21 protein-coding genes and 1 other RNA gene are annotated in these 15770 nt (G+C 65.7%); 7 read left to right on the top strand and 15 right to left on the bottom strand.

Going from position 1 to position 15770, the window contains the following annotated elements; translation table 11 throughout:
- Positions 1-229: 229 nt before the first annotated feature.
- The 5 genes from Pcatena_RS03360 to Pcatena_RS03340 all read left to right on the top strand — a co-directional run bounded on the left by Pcatena_RS03360 (position 230) and on the right by Pcatena_RS03340 (position 3625).
- On the top strand, positions 230-1216 hold the full coding sequence (locus tag Pcatena_RS03360; protein WP_198433413.1) for a restriction endonuclease: 987 nt from the start codon (positions 230-232) through the stop codon (positions 1214-1216).
- A 73-nt stretch (positions 1217-1289) separates the two neighbouring features.
- Positions 1290-1970, top strand: coding sequence for a DUF4357 domain-containing protein (locus Pcatena_RS03355; RefSeq protein ID WP_126421621.1), 681 nt, complete (start codon positions 1290-1292; stop codon positions 1968-1970).
- A 154-nt stretch (positions 1971-2124) separates the two neighbouring features.
- On the top strand, positions 2125-2430 hold the full coding sequence (locus tag Pcatena_RS03350; RefSeq protein WP_126421619.1) for a hypothetical protein: 306 nt from the start codon (positions 2125-2127) through the stop codon (positions 2428-2430).
- Positions 2431-2549: 119 nt separating this feature from the next.
- A complete protein-coding gene (locus Pcatena_RS03345) occupies positions 2550-3224 on the top strand; it encodes a DUF3800 domain-containing protein (protein ID WP_198433412.1) in 675 nt (224 codons plus the stop codon).
- An 83-nt stretch (positions 3225-3307) separates the two neighbouring features.
- Complete coding sequence (locus Pcatena_RS03340) at positions 3308-3625, top strand: hypothetical protein (protein ID WP_126421617.1); 318 nt, start codon at positions 3308-3310, stop codon at positions 3623-3625.
- Between the two features lie 15 nt (positions 3626-3640).
- On the opposite strand, the gene Pcatena_RS03335 is transcribed toward Pcatena_RS03340, so the two are convergent.
- The 4 genes from Pcatena_RS03335 to Pcatena_RS03320 form a co-directional block, all read right to left on the bottom strand.
- Positions 3641-3910, bottom strand: coding sequence for a hypothetical protein (locus tag Pcatena_RS03335; protein WP_126421615.1), 270 nt, complete (start codon positions 3908-3910; stop codon positions 3641-3643).
- Positions 3903-4196: a hypothetical protein gene (locus tag Pcatena_RS03330; protein ID WP_126421613.1), complete on the bottom strand. Its 294-nt coding sequence runs from the start codon at positions 4194-4196 to the stop codon at positions 3903-3905. Before Pcatena_RS03330 ends, Pcatena_RS03335 begins: the two co-directional genes overlap by 8 nt.
- Positions 4197-4443: 247 nt before the next feature.
- Positions 4444-5067 carry a DUF47 domain-containing protein gene (locus Pcatena_RS03325; protein WP_126421611.1) on the bottom strand — a complete coding sequence of 208 codons (624 nt, stop codon included), beginning with the start codon at positions 5065-5067 and terminating at the stop codon, positions 4444-4446.
- Between the two features lie 52 nt (positions 5068-5119).
- The gene (locus Pcatena_RS03320) at positions 5120-6172 is read right to left on the bottom strand and encodes an inorganic phosphate transporter (protein ID WP_126421609.1); all 1053 of its coding nucleotides are present in this window, start codon (positions 6170-6172) and stop codon (positions 5120-5122) included.
- A gap of 228 nt (positions 6173-6400) precedes the next feature.
- Between Pcatena_RS03320 and Pcatena_RS03315 the strand changes: the two genes are divergently transcribed.
- Positions 6401-7018: an HAD family hydrolase gene (locus Pcatena_RS03315; RefSeq protein ID WP_126421607.1), complete on the top strand. Its 618-nt coding sequence runs from the start codon at positions 6401-6403 to the stop codon at positions 7016-7018.
- A gap of 4 nt (positions 7019-7022) precedes the next feature.
- Here Pcatena_RS03315 and Pcatena_RS03310 read toward each other — a convergent pair whose 3' ends face one another.
- The 3 genes from Pcatena_RS03310 to Pcatena_RS03300 all read right to left on the bottom strand — a co-directional run bounded on the left by Pcatena_RS03310 (position 7023) and on the right by Pcatena_RS03300 (position 9113).
- Positions 7023-7640: an IMPACT family protein gene (locus Pcatena_RS03310; protein WP_232619912.1), complete on the bottom strand. Its 618-nt coding sequence runs from the start codon at positions 7638-7640 to the stop codon at positions 7023-7025.
- Positions 7641-7723: 83 nt separating this feature from the next.
- On the bottom strand, positions 7724-7978 hold the full coding sequence (locus Pcatena_RS03305) for an HPr family phosphocarrier protein (protein WP_126421603.1): 255 nt from the start codon (positions 7976-7978) through the stop codon (positions 7724-7726).
- Between the two features lie 106 nt (positions 7979-8084).
- Positions 8085-9113, bottom strand: coding sequence for a 3-deoxy-7-phosphoheptulonate synthase (locus tag Pcatena_RS03300; RefSeq protein WP_126421601.1), 1029 nt, complete (start codon positions 9111-9113; stop codon positions 8085-8087).
- A gap of 138 nt (positions 9114-9251) precedes the next feature.
- On the opposite strand from Pcatena_RS03300, the gene rnpB reads away from it, so the two are divergent.
- Positions 9252-9613, top strand: an RNA gene (gene rnpB / locus Pcatena_RS03295) — RNase P RNA component class A.
- Positions 9614-9712: 99 nt separating this feature from the next.
- On the opposite strand, the gene Pcatena_RS03290 is transcribed toward rnpB, so the two are convergent.
- From Pcatena_RS03290 to pstB, 8 genes are all read right to left on the bottom strand, one after another.
- Entirely contained in the window at positions 9713-10369 is a 657-nt protein-coding gene (locus Pcatena_RS03290; RefSeq protein ID WP_126421599.1) for a copper homeostasis protein CutC, read from the bottom strand.
- A 79-nt stretch (positions 10370-10448) separates the two neighbouring features.
- Positions 10449-11126, bottom strand: a complete 678-nt coding sequence (locus tag Pcatena_RS03285) for a DivIVA domain-containing protein (RefSeq protein WP_126421597.1) — start codon at positions 11124-11126, stop codon at positions 10449-10451.
- 194 nt (positions 11127-11320) lie between these two features.
- Positions 11321-11599, bottom strand: coding sequence for a YggT family protein (locus tag Pcatena_RS03280; RefSeq protein WP_126421596.1), 279 nt, complete (start codon positions 11597-11599; stop codon positions 11321-11323).
- A gap of 3 nt (positions 11600-11602) precedes the next feature.
- Positions 11603-12433, bottom strand: a complete 831-nt coding sequence (proC, locus tag Pcatena_RS03275) for a pyrroline-5-carboxylate reductase (RefSeq protein WP_126421594.1) — start codon at positions 12431-12433, stop codon at positions 11603-11605.
- A gap of 71 nt (positions 12434-12504) precedes the next feature.
- Entirely contained in the window at positions 12505-13284 is a 780-nt protein-coding gene (locus Pcatena_RS03270) for a cell division protein SepF (protein WP_126421592.1), read from the bottom strand.
- A gap of 51 nt (positions 13285-13335) precedes the next feature.
- Positions 13336-14085 carry a YggS family pyridoxal phosphate-dependent enzyme gene (locus Pcatena_RS03265; protein WP_126421590.1) on the bottom strand — a complete coding sequence of 250 codons (750 nt, stop codon included), beginning with the start codon at positions 14083-14085 and terminating at the stop codon, positions 13336-13338.
- Complete coding sequence (gene phoU / locus Pcatena_RS03260; protein WP_126421588.1) at positions 14075-14869, bottom strand: phosphate signaling complex protein PhoU; 795 nt, start codon at positions 14867-14869, stop codon at positions 14075-14077. The genes Pcatena_RS03265 and phoU overlap by 11 nt, the downstream gene beginning before the upstream one ends.
- A gap of 97 nt (positions 14870-14966) precedes the next feature.
- Positions 14967-15770 carry a phosphate ABC transporter ATP-binding protein PstB gene (gene pstB, locus Pcatena_RS03255; RefSeq protein WP_126421586.1) on the bottom strand — a complete coding sequence of 268 codons (804 nt, stop codon included), beginning with the start codon at positions 15768-15770 and terminating at the stop codon, positions 14967-14969.

The raw sequence follows: 15770 nt of genomic DNA, 5'->3' as shown, positions 1-15770 counted from the left end.
CGCTCCTTAGAAAGACGAAGACAGCAACGCTGTAATCGTTGCTGTTCCGAAGGCGATCATTGGTTTCCTTCACTGTTTAGCAGTCTATCATGTGCCCTAAACGCACAATCAGGGCTTGGAATTCGGATGGCGTGACATGAGCGGAGGCTTGAGATTCCGTTTGAGCCGCCCGTTTTTCAAGCCCACAGCCGATAATGCGAGCGTACACAGCATGGAAGGCAGGTATCCCATGGGCGCATGGATGATCCGCGCAGGGCGCGGCGGGGCGTACGCGGCAGACTGGCTCGCCCGCGGCGTCATAGGCATAGGCTGGGACTTCGGCGGCGCCGACATCGCCGCCATGGGCCGCGAGCAGATCCGGGAGGCCTACGCGTCGGCCCACCCCTCGGAGAGCAAGCAGAGGGTCGCGGCCAACGTCGGCCAGGTCTACCGCTTCGCCCACTCCATGGCGCAGGGCTCCACGGTCGTCATGTACGACCCGGCCGAGCGCCTCTACCACATGGGCGAGGTCTCGGGGCCATGCGTCGCCGCCGACGAGCCGGATGCCGTCACCTACACCCGCCACGTCAGGTGGGGCAGGACCGCCCCTCGCGACGCGCTCGCGCCCGAGTCGAGGAACTCCCTCGGGGGCATCCAGACCATCTTCTCCGTGTCCGACGCGGTCATGGCCGACCTAGAGTCCGCCTCGGGCGGGCGGCCCGCGTACGAGGCGGCGACGCCAGAGGACGGCGCCGCCAGCGACGAGGAGTCGCTCGCGGCCACCTACGACAACGGCATCGAGCTCATAAAGGACCGCGTGGGCCAGCTCGACTGGGAGGACATGGAGCGCCTGGTGGCGGGGCTCCTCAGAGCCATGGGGTACTGCGCCCGCGTCATGCCCAAGGGCCCCGACGGAGGCCGCGACGTCGTGGCGTCGCCCGACGCGCTGGGACTGGAGAGCCCGCGCATCGTGGCCGAGGTCAAGCACCGCAAGGGCGCCATGGGCGCGCCGGCGGTCCGCTCGTTCATAGGCGGGCTGCGCGCGGGCGACCGCGGGCTCTACGTCTCCACGGGAGGCTTCACCAAGGAGGCCCGCTACGAGGCCGACCGCGCCAACGTCCCAGTGCGTCTGCTCGACCTGGACGCGTTCGTGCGCCACTACGTCGAGGTCTACGACAGGGCAGACGACGACACCCGCTCGATCCTGCCGCTCACCCGCATCTGGTGGCCGGCGTAGAGGAGAAGCAAATGATCCAGGCCCCACGGTGCGATAATCGGATCCCAAGAACAGTAAGCGCGAGGAGGACGATGTGCCCAGGGGAATCATCTACGTCATGACGACGGTCGTGCCGGGGCTCGTGAAAATCGGCAAGACGGGCAGCTCGAACTTCGAGCAGCGCATGTACAACCTTGAGAGGAACGGCTACTTCAACGTAGTCGGCCTCAAGAGGCGCTTCGCCATCGAGGTAGAGGACTACGACGAGAAGGAGGCCCTGCTCGACGAGATTTTCTCCAAGTCGTGCGTGCCCAACTCCGAGCTCTTCGCCCTCGACGTTGACCTCGTGATCCAGCTGCTCTCCTCGCTCGAGGGCAGGCAGGTCTACCCCGAGCAGGAGTCCAAGGAGGACTCGTTCGACCAGGCCACCGAGGAGCGCCGCGTGAAGGACGACTGGTCGCGCATCCCCGACGGCACCTATCACATGGAGAAGAAGACCAAGGAGGGGACCGCCAGGGCGACGATGGTCGCCAGGGGCGGGGACTTCACCGTGAAGGCGGGGGCCGAGTGCCTCCCCTCGAAGGAGGGGGTGTGGCTTCCCGAGCCGAGGAAGACCGCGAGGATCTCCGGCAACATTCTCCAGGAGGACGTCACGTGCAGGGCCCCGTCCACGGCCTCCTGGGTCGTGCTCGGCCGCGCCAACAACGGTTGGAAGACATGGAGAGCCGAAGACGGCTCCTTCATCGACAAGTACCGTCAGAAGGGCGAGAAATAGCCGAAAAGACCACTCCTTGGACCCCTTCCCGCATGGCCAGCCGCGGTTGGCACTACCGGTTTGGCACCCTTCCGCGCCACGTTCTCACCGTGCCAGCGTCCCATATGTACCTCGCTCCATCGCCCGAAGCCGGCCACAAGTTGCCGCCACACCCGTGGGAGACAAGACGCTCATCGATGAGGCGCTCGAGGGTGCGGGAAAGGGGCTCGACCGACTCAACAACGATCTCTCCGAGCGTCTCACGGCAAAGCTCGCAGAAGCCAAGGTCCCCGACCTGACGCCCTTCTCGAAGTGTCTGGGCACCGTAAACGCCCTTCACAACGAACCCACGCAAATCGCCGTCGACCGTGAGAACGTCTATATCCTGCCCGCTCTTACTAATAAGGAGCAGTCGGATACACTCGACCAGTCCATCGGCGTAGCTTCCACGCCCCGCCATGCTTGCAGTGAGCAGAATTAAGCCGCATGGACGCATCAAAACCTGCATTCTGTGGTATATAAATATCAGTCGCCTCGCAAGAGGGGGCAAACAAGGGCCGGGGGATCCCCCCGGCATTTTTTATATCGAGAGGGCGACCCGTGGCCGAGCTGTCCGTCTTTATAGATGAGTCCGGAAACAGTGGGCCAGACTCGAAGTATTACCTGCTTACCCTCGTGTTCCACGACCAGAGCAGGAAGCTCGCGCCGCTTATCTCCACCTATATAGAGACGCTTGCCAATAGAGGACTGAGCGACATACCCTTTCACCTTAACCCTCTTATGCGTGGTGGAGAGGCCTACGCCAATCTGTCAGTAGATACTCGCAAGAAGCTCCTGACCAGCTTCAGCACATTCGCGAACAAAGCTCCCTACAGCTACCGAACCTTCTCCTACGAGAAGAGGCAGCTTGGCGACGACGAAAAGCTATTCGCTCGGATGAAGAAGGACTTAGTGAACTTCTTGTTCGACAATCTCGCCTTCTTCCAGTCTTATGACCAGATAAAAATCTACTACGACAACGGTCAGGGCAACGTAACTCGCGTTCTTCATTCGGGTTTTGAGTATGCGCTTGGCAAACAGGTCATCACGTATCGTAACGGCGAGCCCAGCGATTACAAGCTCCAGCAAGTTGCCGACCTCGTCTGTGGAATCGAACTTGCTGCACTCAAATACGACAACAACGAGCAGGCGAGCGCCGAAAGAATCTTCTTTGGATCTTGGCGAGACTTCAACAAGGGATTCCTTAAGAAGCAGCGGAAGCACACGTTTTTCTGAGTGCTGCAGACAAATGTTATTGTCCGCAATCTCCCCTACACTTGCGCAAACGGGCATCGGTCCGCATCGCAAAGGAGGCCAGCATGGGCTCTCGGCAGGGCTATAGCAGGCAGGGCATGTTCGGCAGCGTCGTTCACTATGACGAGCACGGCCATCGCGTGGGTGTGAGCCGGCCGGGGCTGTTTGGCTCAATGGTGGACTACGATGCCCAGGGGCATCGCACCGGCACGAGCAGGCCTGGATTGTTCGGCACCTACAACCACTACGACGACCACGGCCACAAGACGGGCAGCTCACGCCCCGGCCTGTTCGGGGCCGTCAACCACTACGACGCGGATGGTCGCAGGACCGGCCACAGCAACCCCGGCCTGTTCGATCGCTGGAACCACTACGAGGACTAGGGGCGCTCGGCCCTCCTAGCGCATCCTCCTGCAGGAAACCAGTGCATAGACATACACGCAGTCCGTGCCCCTATCAAATTCGTAGATCGCATCAATCGGAGCGACCGTCAATCTTCTGACCGACTCACCGTATGTCTTTCTCATCCTCACAGGCAGAAGTGTTGACCAAAGCTCAGAGTATGTCTCAAGGTTTTCCAGAGACTCGCGAATCCTCTTCGAGACGCGCGCAGCCCAGACTTGCGAGAGGTCGTCAACGAAGCCTTCAGTTATGACGAGCCTAGCCATGTGCAACAGCCCTGCGCTCGGCTTCGGCAAACAGGTTGTCAAGCGAGCCGTCAAAGACCCGACCGGCAGCGACATCGGCTCGGCCTCTTTCGATGCCCATCGAGACGCGAGTCTCATAGGCGGCTTGCTCGGCCGCCTCCGCGATCTTCTCGCGATAAATCTCCTCGGAGCAAAAGACGAACGCGCCGTTTCCGTTCTCGGTAATGCGCACGAGATTGTGCCTCGCGGCCTCCTTCACCTCGCGAGGTCTGTCTCTGAGCATTGTTGCCGAGTAGATGGCATCCATAGTTGCTCCTCACTGTGGCCTGTTCTGTACATAGATTAGTACATGAGTTGCTTACATTTTGGAACGCGAGCTCAAAGCAGAGCAGCCGCCCTGCTAAGTGAGCAGGCAAAACGGCCCCTCTCGAGTAGACGCCCTGACGGCGCTGGCAAAACCGCAGGTAGAAGGCACGCTAAATAAAGGGCTACTCGGCCAGCCGCGATTTGCCTGCTCACTTAGCGGTATTGCCACCGCAAACGCCACTCCCGCCCTAGCTGTTCTCCATCACGATGCCCATGACCTCGTCGCCCACGTGCTCGCAGGCGTCGACGCAATACTCGAGGTACTGATAGGTCTCGCGCGTGGCGATGAGGCGAACGGCGTCCGTCTCGCTCGTGTGCAGTTCGCGCATGATGCGCACGAACACGTCATCGGCCAGGCCCTCCACCGTGTTCACGGCCACGATGTGGTCGTGCATCGTCTTGGACTTGCGAAAGTTCGGCAGCTCGGCCACGGTGTCTCGCACCTCGTCGCACGCGCGCACCAGAAGCGTCACCATCTCGAGCGCACCCGCCGTGAGCTCGCGAACGTTGTTGTAGTACAGCCGGTGCAGCACGCCCTCGATGTAGTCGGTGACGTCATCGAGCCGGGCGGAGAGCGCCACGATTCCCTCGCGCTCGATGGGCGTGATGAAGGCCGTGAGCACGCAGTCCAGCAGCTCGTGGCGCAGCTCGTCGCCTGCCTGCTCGAGCTCGTGCATCTCGTCGATGCGCGCCTGCAGTCCGTCAGGATCGTACTCGCGCATCACCTGCTCAAGCAGCCGCGCCGCGCGGCAGTTGTTCTCGGCGCAGGCGTTGAAGTTGTCGAAGTAGAAGCTGTCTGCCTTTCTCGCCATCGCTGGCCCCTCTCGAAGACGGCGCGCCGGAGCGCCGGCCGCCGCGCATCCGCTAGAACAGGAACATGAAGAGCTTTGCCATGGCAAAGCTGATGAGGCCGCAGCCCGGGAACGTGAACACCCACGTGAGCATCATGTCCCTCACCACGCCAAAGTTGATGGCGGAGAGCCTGCGCACCGCGCCCACGCCCATGATGGCGCTCGTCTTGGTGTGCGTCGTGGACACGGGGATGCCCAGCTCGGTCATCACGAGCAGGCACAGCGAGCTTGCGAGGTCTGCGGCAAAGCCCTGGTACTTCTCGAGCTTCACCATGTCCATGCCCACGCTCTTGATGATGGGCTCGCCGCCCACGCTGGTGCCCACGCCCATCGTGAGGCTGCACAGCAGCATGAGCCACACGGGAATCACGACGCCCTCCACGCCCGGCTGACCATTGCACAGCGCCACGCCCAGGAACAGCACGCCGATGAACTTCTGGCCATCCTGCGCGCCGTGCATGAAGCTCATGGCCGCCGCAGCCGCGATCTGGGCGTAGCGAAAGAAGCCGTCCGAACGTCTGCGGTCCGCGCCGGCAAAGAGCAGCGTCACGAGCTTGCACGTGAGCCAGCCGATCGCAAAGCCCAGAAGCAGGCTCATGACCAGCCCGTATATGACCTTCACCCACTCGCTGGCGTTCACGCCGTCCATGCCGCCCTGGATGGCGATGGCCGCACCCGTGAGGCCCGCGATGAGGCTGTGGCTCTCGCTCGTGGGGATGCCGAACACCGAGGCCGCCACGCTGTAGACCACGATGGAGAACAGCGCGGCGCACAGCGCAATGAGCGCGGTCTGCGTGTCCGTGCCAAAGTCCACCATGTTGGAGATGGTGGCGGCCACGCTTGCGTTGAAGTGCGTCATGACGAGCACGCCGGCAAAGTTGAGCACCGCGCTCATGATGATCGCGGGCTTCACGGGCATGCAGCGCGTCGTGACGCAGGTGGCGATGGCGTTGGGGGCGTCAGTCCAGCCGTTCACGAAGATGACGCCGAGCGTGAGCAGCGTGGTGAGCGCAAGCGGCGGGCTCGACACCACCTGGGCCATGAAGTGCGCAAACGAGACGTCCATGACGCTCCCTCCCAATGAGTCCCCTGGGTTCTAGTGTTGCCTTCGACGGGCGGAAGACGGTGACGATGCGGCGGGCGCGTGCGGATTTGCGGACGAGCGGCAGCGATATGGCGGATGGCCGCAGTGCTGGGCAGAGCATCGAACACGACCGCGCGGCGACAGTTTGGCCCGTCCCCACGTGTCACCGCTAGAATGAGGGGCGCATATGCGCATCGGAGGGAGACTTGCATGACGGCAGCCCACAACATCGTGCTCGACATGGGAAACGTGCTCATGACGTTTGACGGGATGTACTTCTCGCGCATCTTCACGGACAGCGAGGAAGACGCCCAGGCGCTCTATGACGGGCTGTACGGCCGCACGGAGTGGGCGCTGCTCGATGCCGGCGCCATCGACCACGAGACGATGCTGCGCGTGGCCGAGGCCCACACGCCCGAGCGCCTGCTGCCCAACCTCCACGAGTGCCTCGCCCACTGGCCCGAGCACTCGCAGGTCATCGAGGGCACCAACGAGCTCGCGCGGCGCCTCAAGGCCGCAGGCTGGGGCGTCTACGTGCTCTCGAACGCCTCGACGCGCATCCACGAGCAGCTTGACCAAGCGCCCGCCGCCGCCTTTGCGGACGGCGTGGTGGTGTCTGCCCTCGAGCGCATCATGAAGCCGGACCCGGCCATCTTCTCGCTGTTGTGCGAGCGCTACGGACTTGAGCCTGCCACCTGCATCTTTGTGGACGACAACCTGGACAACTGCGCCGGCGCCGCGGCCGCGGGCATGCGCCCGTTCCACTTCACCGGCGACGTGAGTGCCCTCGAGGACTTCATCGCAGACGAGGCGGACGCCCGCGCCTAGAACTCTAGAACTCGCTGAACTCCGGCTCGCCCACGAGGCACACGTCCCGGCCGGCCATGAGCTCGCGCATGGCATCCACGAACGGCGTCTCCTCGCCCGCGCGGAACACGAGCGAGAGCGTGACGTCGGCCGCGTAGTCGCAAGACGCCACGTGGGCGCCCGAGCGCTCGGCGAGGTCTCGTACGCGGTCGAACATCGCGTAGGGAACGCCCACCTCCACGCCCACCACGAGCGTCTTCTCCACCACGAGACCCGCCTCGCGCGCGGCCTCGATGGCCCGCTGGGTTGCCGTGGTGTAGGCGCGCACGAGCCCTCCCGGGCCCAGCAGCGTCCCGCCAAAGTAGCGTGTGACCACGCAGCACACGTTCATGAGGCCGGCGCCACGTAGGCACTCCAGCGTGGGCATGCCGCTCGTGCGCTGCGGCTCGCCGTCGTCGCTCTGGCGCTCGCGGCCGTCCGCGAGGATCCAGGCCGGCACGTTGTGCCGCGCGTCATAGTGGCGTGCGCGCACGGCGGCGATGAACTCGCTCGCCTCGTCCTCGCTCTCCACGTGCGTGAGCTGCGCGATGAAGCGGCTCTTGCGGTCCACGAACTCCGCGCTCGCCACCTCGCCCGCCCGCAGCGTGAGATACGAGGCGGCTCCCGACCTCTCGGGGGCCGCCTCGCCATGAGGAGCAGCTTGCTTTGGTTGCCTGGACCTGGCCACTACAGCCTCCGCAGCAGGTGCGCCACGAAGTCCGCGGCGTCCTGCTCGTCTGGGCCAGAGATCTTGACGCTGATCGTGTCGCCCTTGTGCGCCTCAAGGCCCATGAGGGCGATCGGGTCATCCGCCGAGGCCTCGCGCGAGCCGTGGGCAACGACCATGTCGCTCTTCCAGCGGGCGCACTCGTTCGAGACGAGCATCACCGAACGGGCGTGGAAGCCCAGGGTGTCCTTGATGGTGTGTGTGAGCTCGACCATGCCGCCCGCCTCGATAAGAACGTGAACCAAACGTACGTGTTATCCATGTTAGCGCTCATGGGGCGCGCGATGCGCGACGCGCCGCCCAACGAGCGCCACGGGAGCGCTAGGCGCGCTCGGCGAGCTCGCGGATGAGGTACTCCGTCTTGTCCCAGCCGATGCAGGCGTCCGTGATGGACTTGCCGTACACGCCGCCGTCCACGGGCTGGTTGCCGTCCTCGAGGTAGGACTCCACCATGAAGCCCTTCACCAGGCCACGGATGCTCTCGTTGCGGCGGCAGGAGTCGAGCACCTCCTTGCAGATGCGGAACTGCTCGAACGGGCGCTTGCCCGAGTTGTCGTGGTTGCAGTCCACGATGACGGCGGGATTGGCGTAGTTCTCAGCCGTATAGCGCTCGGCGAGGCGCTCGAGGTGCTCGTAGTGGTAGTTGGGGTAGTTGCGGCCGTCCAGGCCGATGTAGCCGCGCAGGATGGCGTGGGCCAGCGGGTTGCCCTGCGTCTCGACCTCCCAGTTGCGGTAGATGAACTCCTGGGGCGCCTGGGCGGCGTAGATGGAGTTGAGCATGACCGTGGTGGAGCCGGCCGTGGGGTTCTTCATGCCCACGGGCACCGAGACGCCCGAGGCCACGAGGCGGTGCTCCTGGTTCTCGACGGAGCGGGCGCCAACGGCCACGTAGGAGAGGATGTCAAACAGGTACTGGAAGTTGGAGGGATAGAGCATCTCGTCGGCCGTGAAGAAGCCGGTGTTCTCGGCCACGGCGAGGTGCATGTGGCGGATGGCCTTGACGCCCTCGAGGACGTCGCCGGCGGCGTCCGGGTCGGGGTTGTGGAGCAGGCCCTTGTAGCCGGTGCCCTTCGTGCGGGGCTTGGCCGTGTAGACGCGCGGGACGATGACGAGGCGGTCACGGACGTCCTCGGCGAGCTTGGCCAGGCGCGTGGTGTAGTCCAGCACGGAGTCCTCGCGGTCTGCCGAGCACGGGCCGATGACGAGCAGCTTGCGAGAGTCCTCGCCGCGGATGATGGCCGCCACCTGGGCGTCGAACTCGACCTTCTTGGCGGCAAGCTCGGCCGACAGCGGCATGCCCTCGCGGATCTCCTGCGGGATGGGCAGACGGCGCTTGAAGTTCATGGACATGCGGGGACCTCCTGCATATGGTTTGCGGCGGCCGAGTCCCTGCGCCCGCTCGCCGAATCAGGTGAATTGTTCGAAATCATAGCAGCTTTGGGAACCTGCGAGAACCACGCGTTACGTGCGTGCTACAATCGCCCACGCGAGGTGGGCCAGACGACCGCGGGACGCGCGAGCAATCGCGCGTCATGAGGAAAGTCCGGGCTCCACAGGGCAGGATGCTGGCTAACGGCCAGGCGGGGTAACCCGACGGAAAGCGCCGCAGAAAAGAAGACTCCCGCTGGCGCCGCAAGGCGTTGAGAGAAAAGCTGAAACGGTGGTGCAAGAGACCACCAGCGTCGTGGCAACACGGCGGCTTGGCAAGCCCCATCCGGAGCAAACGCAAATAGGAGCGCCATGGTGTGGCCCGCACCGCGCTCGGGTTGCGCGCTCGAGGCCAGTGGCAACGCTGGTCCTAGATAAATGGTCGTCCGCGACAGAACCCGGCTCACAGGCCCGCCTCGCACCGAGATGGCAACGCTCCCCCGGCTTCGGCCGAGGGAGCGTTTTTCATGGCGCGCTGTGGCCCACGTAAGACGGTGACGGTTTGGCCTCGTCCCCAAGTGTCATCGCGAAAGGCGGACGATGCGGGTGCCGTGGACCTCGGGGACGCCCACCGCCTGCGCGATGTCCTCGGCGTTCTCCCAGGTGATGCCGGCGCCGGGCAGGATGCCGATGCGTCCGGCTGCACGGGCGACGTACGCGCGCAGGCGCCCGACGTTGTCGGCGATTCTCGTGCCCTCTCCCCCGCCGTGCGTGAGGATGCGCGTCACGCCATGCTCTGCCAGCCAGTCGATGACCGCAGGCTGCTCGGCCGCACAGATCTTGTCGAACGCCATGTGAAACGTTACCTGCGCGTCGGGGCGCACCTCGCGCACGCGCGCGAGAAGCACCTGCGTGGCGGGCGTGTCGAGGTGGCCCTCCCGCTCGCAGCCAAACACGACGCCCGTGGCACCCGCCGAGAGCGCCACCTCGATGTCGTCTCGCATCATGGCGAGCTCGGCGGCCGAGTAGGCAAAGTCTCCCCCGCGCGGCCGCACCATGACCATGACGTCCACGCCGTGCTCGCGGCAGAAGGCACACGCGGCGCGCACGACGCCCACGCTGGGGCTCGTGCCACCCACGGCCAGGTTGTCGCACAGCTCGATGCGTCCCGCGCCGGCCTCGACGGCGGCGGGCACGCGTTCCATGTTCTCGGCGCAGAACTCCCTCAGAAGGCCCATGGCCCCTCCCCAAACGAGAAGGGGCGGGCCCGCGCACGGCGAGCCCGCCCCAGACAGTCAGATGAACGCGGGTCGTTCGCTAGTCCAGGTCATCCACGTCAACGCCGGACATCGGCAGCTGAGAGGGCTGCGCAAGCTGCGTGGCGTCCGCGTCAAACGCGGGCGCGGCGGCAGGCGCGGAAACGGCGGCCTGGGCGGCAGCGGCCGAGCCGGTGGGCAGGCTCGTGGAGAGCTGGCCGGAGAAGGCGTTGTCAGCGTCATCCATGAAGTGCTGGAGCAGCGCCTTGTACTGGTCGCGGAACTGCTCGCGGGACTCCTTGAGGCGGTCCATCTCGTCGAGCTCGCTCTGCTTCTCGGCCAGGGCCTGGCGGATGACCTCGCGGGCCTTCTGGTCTGCGTCGTTGCGGATCTTCTCTGCGTTGTCGCGGGCCTCGGCAACGATCTTGTCGGCGCTCTGCTGGGCCACGATGAGGACCTTGGAGATCTGGGTCTCCGAGGCGGTGAGGCCGGTCGGGGCGGTGACGGGCGCGGCGGCCTCGGCGGGCTGCTGGCTCTGGAGCTGGGCGATCTGGGCCTGGGCGGCGGCGAGCTGCTGCTCGGAGGCGGTCAGGCGGCCCTTGAGGTCGGCGATCTTCTGGAGCATGGCGTCGACCTCGCTCGAGCAGCGCTCGAGGAAGGCGTCGACCTCGTCGGTGTCATAGCCCTTCTTGGAGGGAGAGAAGCAGAGGTTGTCGATTTCTGCGGGTGTGATAGCCATTCTGAGTCCCTTTCGTTCCTATGGGCGTGCGCCCAGGTCACGCAATTAGCTTCTTACCAGTATAACCCGCCCGGGATGGGGGCGCGCACCGTGTCACAAACGCGCGACAAAAGCCGCGATGCCAAGGGCGAGCGCACAAACGGGCGGACACCCCAAAAGACTTTGACGCCTGGGGGCCGCCCACCGGGACGTCGCTAGGCCATGCCCAGCAGCAGGCGGAAAATGAGGCGCTCGCCAAACGAGAGGACGAACAGCCCCACGATCGGTGAGAAGTCCATGCCGCCCAGGGGCGGGATGAAGCGGCGGAACAGGTTCATGTACGGGCTCACGATGCGGTCGATGACCACGGCGACGTCATACATGAGGCTGCCCTCGCGAAGCGGGAACCACGACATGAAGCACCAGATGATCACGAGCCACTCGTAGAAGTTCACGAGCGCGGAGATGAGGTTGATGAGGCGGTATGCGTCCATACGCTAGCCCCTCGCCAGCTCGGCCGTGCGCGCAAGGGCGGCATCGACGGCGTCGTAGCAGCCGTCGACGAGCGCGGGCTCAAGCTCATAGAGTGCGGCGGCGGTGGTGCCGCCCGGGGACGTCACGCGCTCCATGTAGGCGCGCGGGTGCTCGCCGCTGGCCGCGAGCGACTCGGCCACGCCGAGCATCGTGGCGTTCACCATCTCGCGGGCGTCCGTGGCGCGCAGGCCCGCGCGGATGCCGGCGCGCGTGAGGGCGTCGACCATGAGGGCGAAGTAGGCCGGCGCGCAGCCCACGACCGCACCCTCGGCGTCGAGCTGGTCCTCGCGCATGACCTTGGCGGAGCCCAGCGTGGCAAAGAGGGCCTGCACGGTGGCCACGTCCGCCTCACCGGCGGAGGCACCGCCCGTGATGGCCGAGGCGCCCGAGCGCACCGAGACGGGCAGGTTGGGCATGACGCGCACGACGCGCGCGCCGGGAAGTGCGGCCTCGAGCGTGGCGAGCGTGACGCCGGCAGCAATGGAGACCACGAGGGCGCCATCGAGGTCTGCGGCGTGCTGCTCGAGCACGGCAGCGAGCACCTGCGGCTTCACGGCGAGCACCACGATGCCGGGCTTCTCGGCGAGCATCTCGGCGGACGTCGCGAAGGTGCGCACGCCGGCCTGTTGCGCCAGCGCCGCGAGCTTGCCGGGGTTGTGGTCGCACACGAGCACCTGCTCGCCGGGCAGGGCGCCAGACTCTACGAGGCCACGAGCGATGGAGCCGCCCATGGACCCGGCGCCGATGATGGCAACGGTCTGGCCCCCGAGCAGGTCCTTCTCGGTATCGGACATGTGTCCCCCTTCAGACAACGTGGCGGCCGCGCGGCCGCCACGAGGTTGTTGCGAATGGTTTGATGCGAAAGCTAGTCGATGAGACCGTCGGCGCGCAGCTTGCGCTTGTCGGCCTCGGCGAGCTCGACGCCCTGCGGCAGCACGACGAACACACGGTCGCCGAGCTCCTCGACCGCGCCGTCGATGCCGCAGGCCAGGCCAAAGCTGAAGTCGAGGATGCGCTTGGCGACCTCGATCTTGAGGTTCTTGAACGAAAGCACCACGGGCTGGTTCGTGCGGACGCGACGGACGACCATCTGGACGTCGTCGTAGCTCGTGGGCTTGAGCACGTAGGCGGGCAGCTTTCCGCTCGTGACGCGCGGGACGGCCGTGAGGCCCTTGTCGGCGGGCGTGTTGCCCGTGGCGCCAAAGACGCCGGGCTGAGTCATGGGCGGCACGTAGGTCTCGGTGCCCTCGGCATGCTGCGGCTCGAAGTCGCGCGGGGCGTCGGCGCTGGCGCGCCAGTCGTCGTCGGCCGCGCGGTAGGCGGAGTCGGAGCTGTAGGAACCGTAGGTGCCATCCGCCCCATAGGTGCCGGAGCCGTAGCTCTCCGTGGCCGTGGAGGGCAGGTCGTCGCCAGAGAGGTGACGACCCGATCGCGTGTAGACGTTCACGCTGTCCGCGTCCGGACGCGACGGGTTGCCGAGCAGGCCCGTGCCGCGCGGCTCCTCGCGCTGGGGCTGGCGGTCGTCGTAGTAGCCGTTGTCGTCATACGGCTCGTCGTAGTCGCCGTAGCCGTCGTCGTAGTAGTCGTTGTCGCGGGGCTGGAGCTTGTCCTGGACCGCGCCCTTGAGGTTGTCGAGAAATCCCATGATGGTCCCCATGTCTTGATGGGCGCCACGCGGGCGCCCGTCCCAGCGACCCTAAGACAGGTCGTAGTCGGCAGAAAACACTATGCGTCCCAGTCTAACGAGGGTGGAGCCCTCCTCGACCGCGATTTCAAAATCATCGCTCATTCCGCAGGAAAGCACGGGCAGTGCGAGGCCGGTGCGGTCACGCAGCTCCTCGGCCAGCTCGCGGGCGCCGCTGAAGGTGCGGCGGGCCTCGGCGGGGTCATGCGCCGGCGCCATCGACATGACGCCCTCGATGCGGATGCCGGGCAGGGCGGCAAGCCCCTCGGCGGCCTCGCGCACCTCGTCGGGCGAGAACCCGACCTTGGACTGCTCCCCGGAGACGTTGCACTCGAGCAGCACCGGCACGCGCAGGCCCTCGCGCTCGGCGCGCTTGGAGACGGCCTGCGCGAGCGTGGCGCTCGAGATGGACTGGATGAGCGAGGCTCGCCCGAGCACCTGGTTGATCTTGTTCTTCTGCAGGTTGCCGATCATGTCGAAGCGTGGCGCCTCGATGCCGGCGGCGGCCAGGGCGTCGAGCTTGCGGACGAGCTCCTGGGGGCGGTTCTCGGCAAAGACCTCGTAGCCGGCGCGCATGGCGGCAACGGCCTCGACCGGTCCCACCGTCTTGGAGACGGCGGCAAGCGTCACCGAGGCGACGTCGCGCCCGGCGCGGGCACAGGCGTCCCCGAGCCGCTCGAGGATGGCCGAGCGACGCTGCCGCACGAACGAGACGTAAGGCCCATCGGGCTCGAGGGAGGGCGCGTCCTTGCTACTGCTCATCGCTCGCGTCGCCGCCCTCGTGACGCAGCTCGGGAATCTGGTGGGCGAGCTGCTCGTCGGTGTCGCGGTCGGTCACGAGGCCAACGCCGCGGGCGGCGTACATCTCCTGGAGGTCGTCATCGTCGAGGTCGCGCAGGTCATCGAGGCTGCGGCGCTTGCCGGTGAGCAGGAACACGAGCCTCTCGCCGATCTCGACGGCGTTGTCGGAGATGCGCTCGAGCATGCGCGAGGCCATGATCACGCGGCTCGCGGCGTCCATGTCGTCGTCGGGCCCAAGCGTGGCAAGCGAGCGGAAGAACTGCTTGTAGAGCTCGTCGACCGGCTCGTCGAGCACAGGCAGCGACGAGGCGGCGCGCAGGTCGTCCTCCACGATGGCCGTGACGCAGCTCGACAGCACGCGGTAGACGAGGTGCCCCTCGCTCGCGAGCAGGTCGATGAGCTGGCCGGGCACGTCGCGGCCCGCGCAGCGCTTGGCGGTCTTGGCGATGTTGCGCACGTGGTTAGACATGCGCGCCAGGTTGAAGTTGGCATAGATCACGAACTGGATGAGGCGCAGGTCGCTCGCGACGGGCTGCTGCGTGGCGATGAGCATGAAGGCCTTCTGCTCGAGCGCGGCGCAGTGCTCGTCCATCTCACGCGTCTTGGCCTTGACGGCCTTGGCCTTGTCCTTGTCGCCCTCGGACAGGGCGTCGAGGGCGTCGTGGAGCGCCAAGTCGATGTTGGCGTAGATGTAGACGAGCTCCTGGCGCATCTCGGTGAGCTGGCGGTTGAAGGTCTCTCGCATGGCAAACTCCTTCGATGGGTGGTCGCGGGCCTAGACGTGCTCCGGCAGACTCCCAAAAGTCTTTGGCACCTTGGGGGCGGCTACCGGAAAGGACGCCTCAGCCGAAGCGGCCGGTGATGTAGTCCTCGGTGCGCTGGTCGCTCGGCGAGTTGAAGATCTCGGTCGTGTCACCGTACTCCACGAGCCCGGCCGGCTCGCCGGCGTGCTCCTGCAGGAAGAAGGCCATGTAGTCGGACACGCGGGCGGCCTGCTGCATGGAGTGGGTCACGATGATGATCGTCATCTCGCTCGAGAGCTCGGCCATAAGGTCCTCGACGCGCTGGACGCTCGTGGGGTCGATGGCCGAGCACGGCTCGTCCATGAGCAGGACGTCGGGCTGCACGGCGAGGGTGCGGGCGATGCACAGGCGCTGTTGCTGGCCACCGGAGAGCGCCAGGCCGTTCTTGTCGAGCTGGTCGGCGACCTCCTTCCAGAGGTTGGAGCGCTTGAGCGACTCCTCCACGATGCCGTCGAGCTCGCTTTTGCTGTTGACGCCCAGAAGGCGCGGGCCAAACGCCACGTTCTCGTAGATGGACTTGGGGAACGGGTTGGGCTGCTGGAAGATCATGCCGACGCGGCGGCGCAGGTCGACAGGGTCGACGCCGTCGGCGTAGATGTCGTTGCCGTCGAAGGCCATGAGGCCGGAGGTGTGCGTGCCCTCGATGAGGTCGTTCATGCGGTTCATGCAGCGCAGGAAGGTGGACTTGCCGCAGCCCGACGGGCCGATGAACGCCGTGATCTTGTTGGGGGCCACGTCCATGGAGACGCCGGACAGCGCGTGGAAGTCGCCGTACCAGAAGTCGAAGTTCTCGACGTGGATGCCCGCGCCGCCGTTCTGCGGTGCGTGACGATAGACGGTCAT

Origin of the sequence: Parolsenella catena (assembly GCF_003966955.1) — a bacterium.
Taxonomy (GTDB): domain Bacteria; phylum Actinomycetota; class Coriobacteriia; order Coriobacteriales; family Atopobiaceae; genus Parolsenella; species Parolsenella catena.
This window is presented reverse-complemented; position numbering and strand designations above follow the sequence as displayed.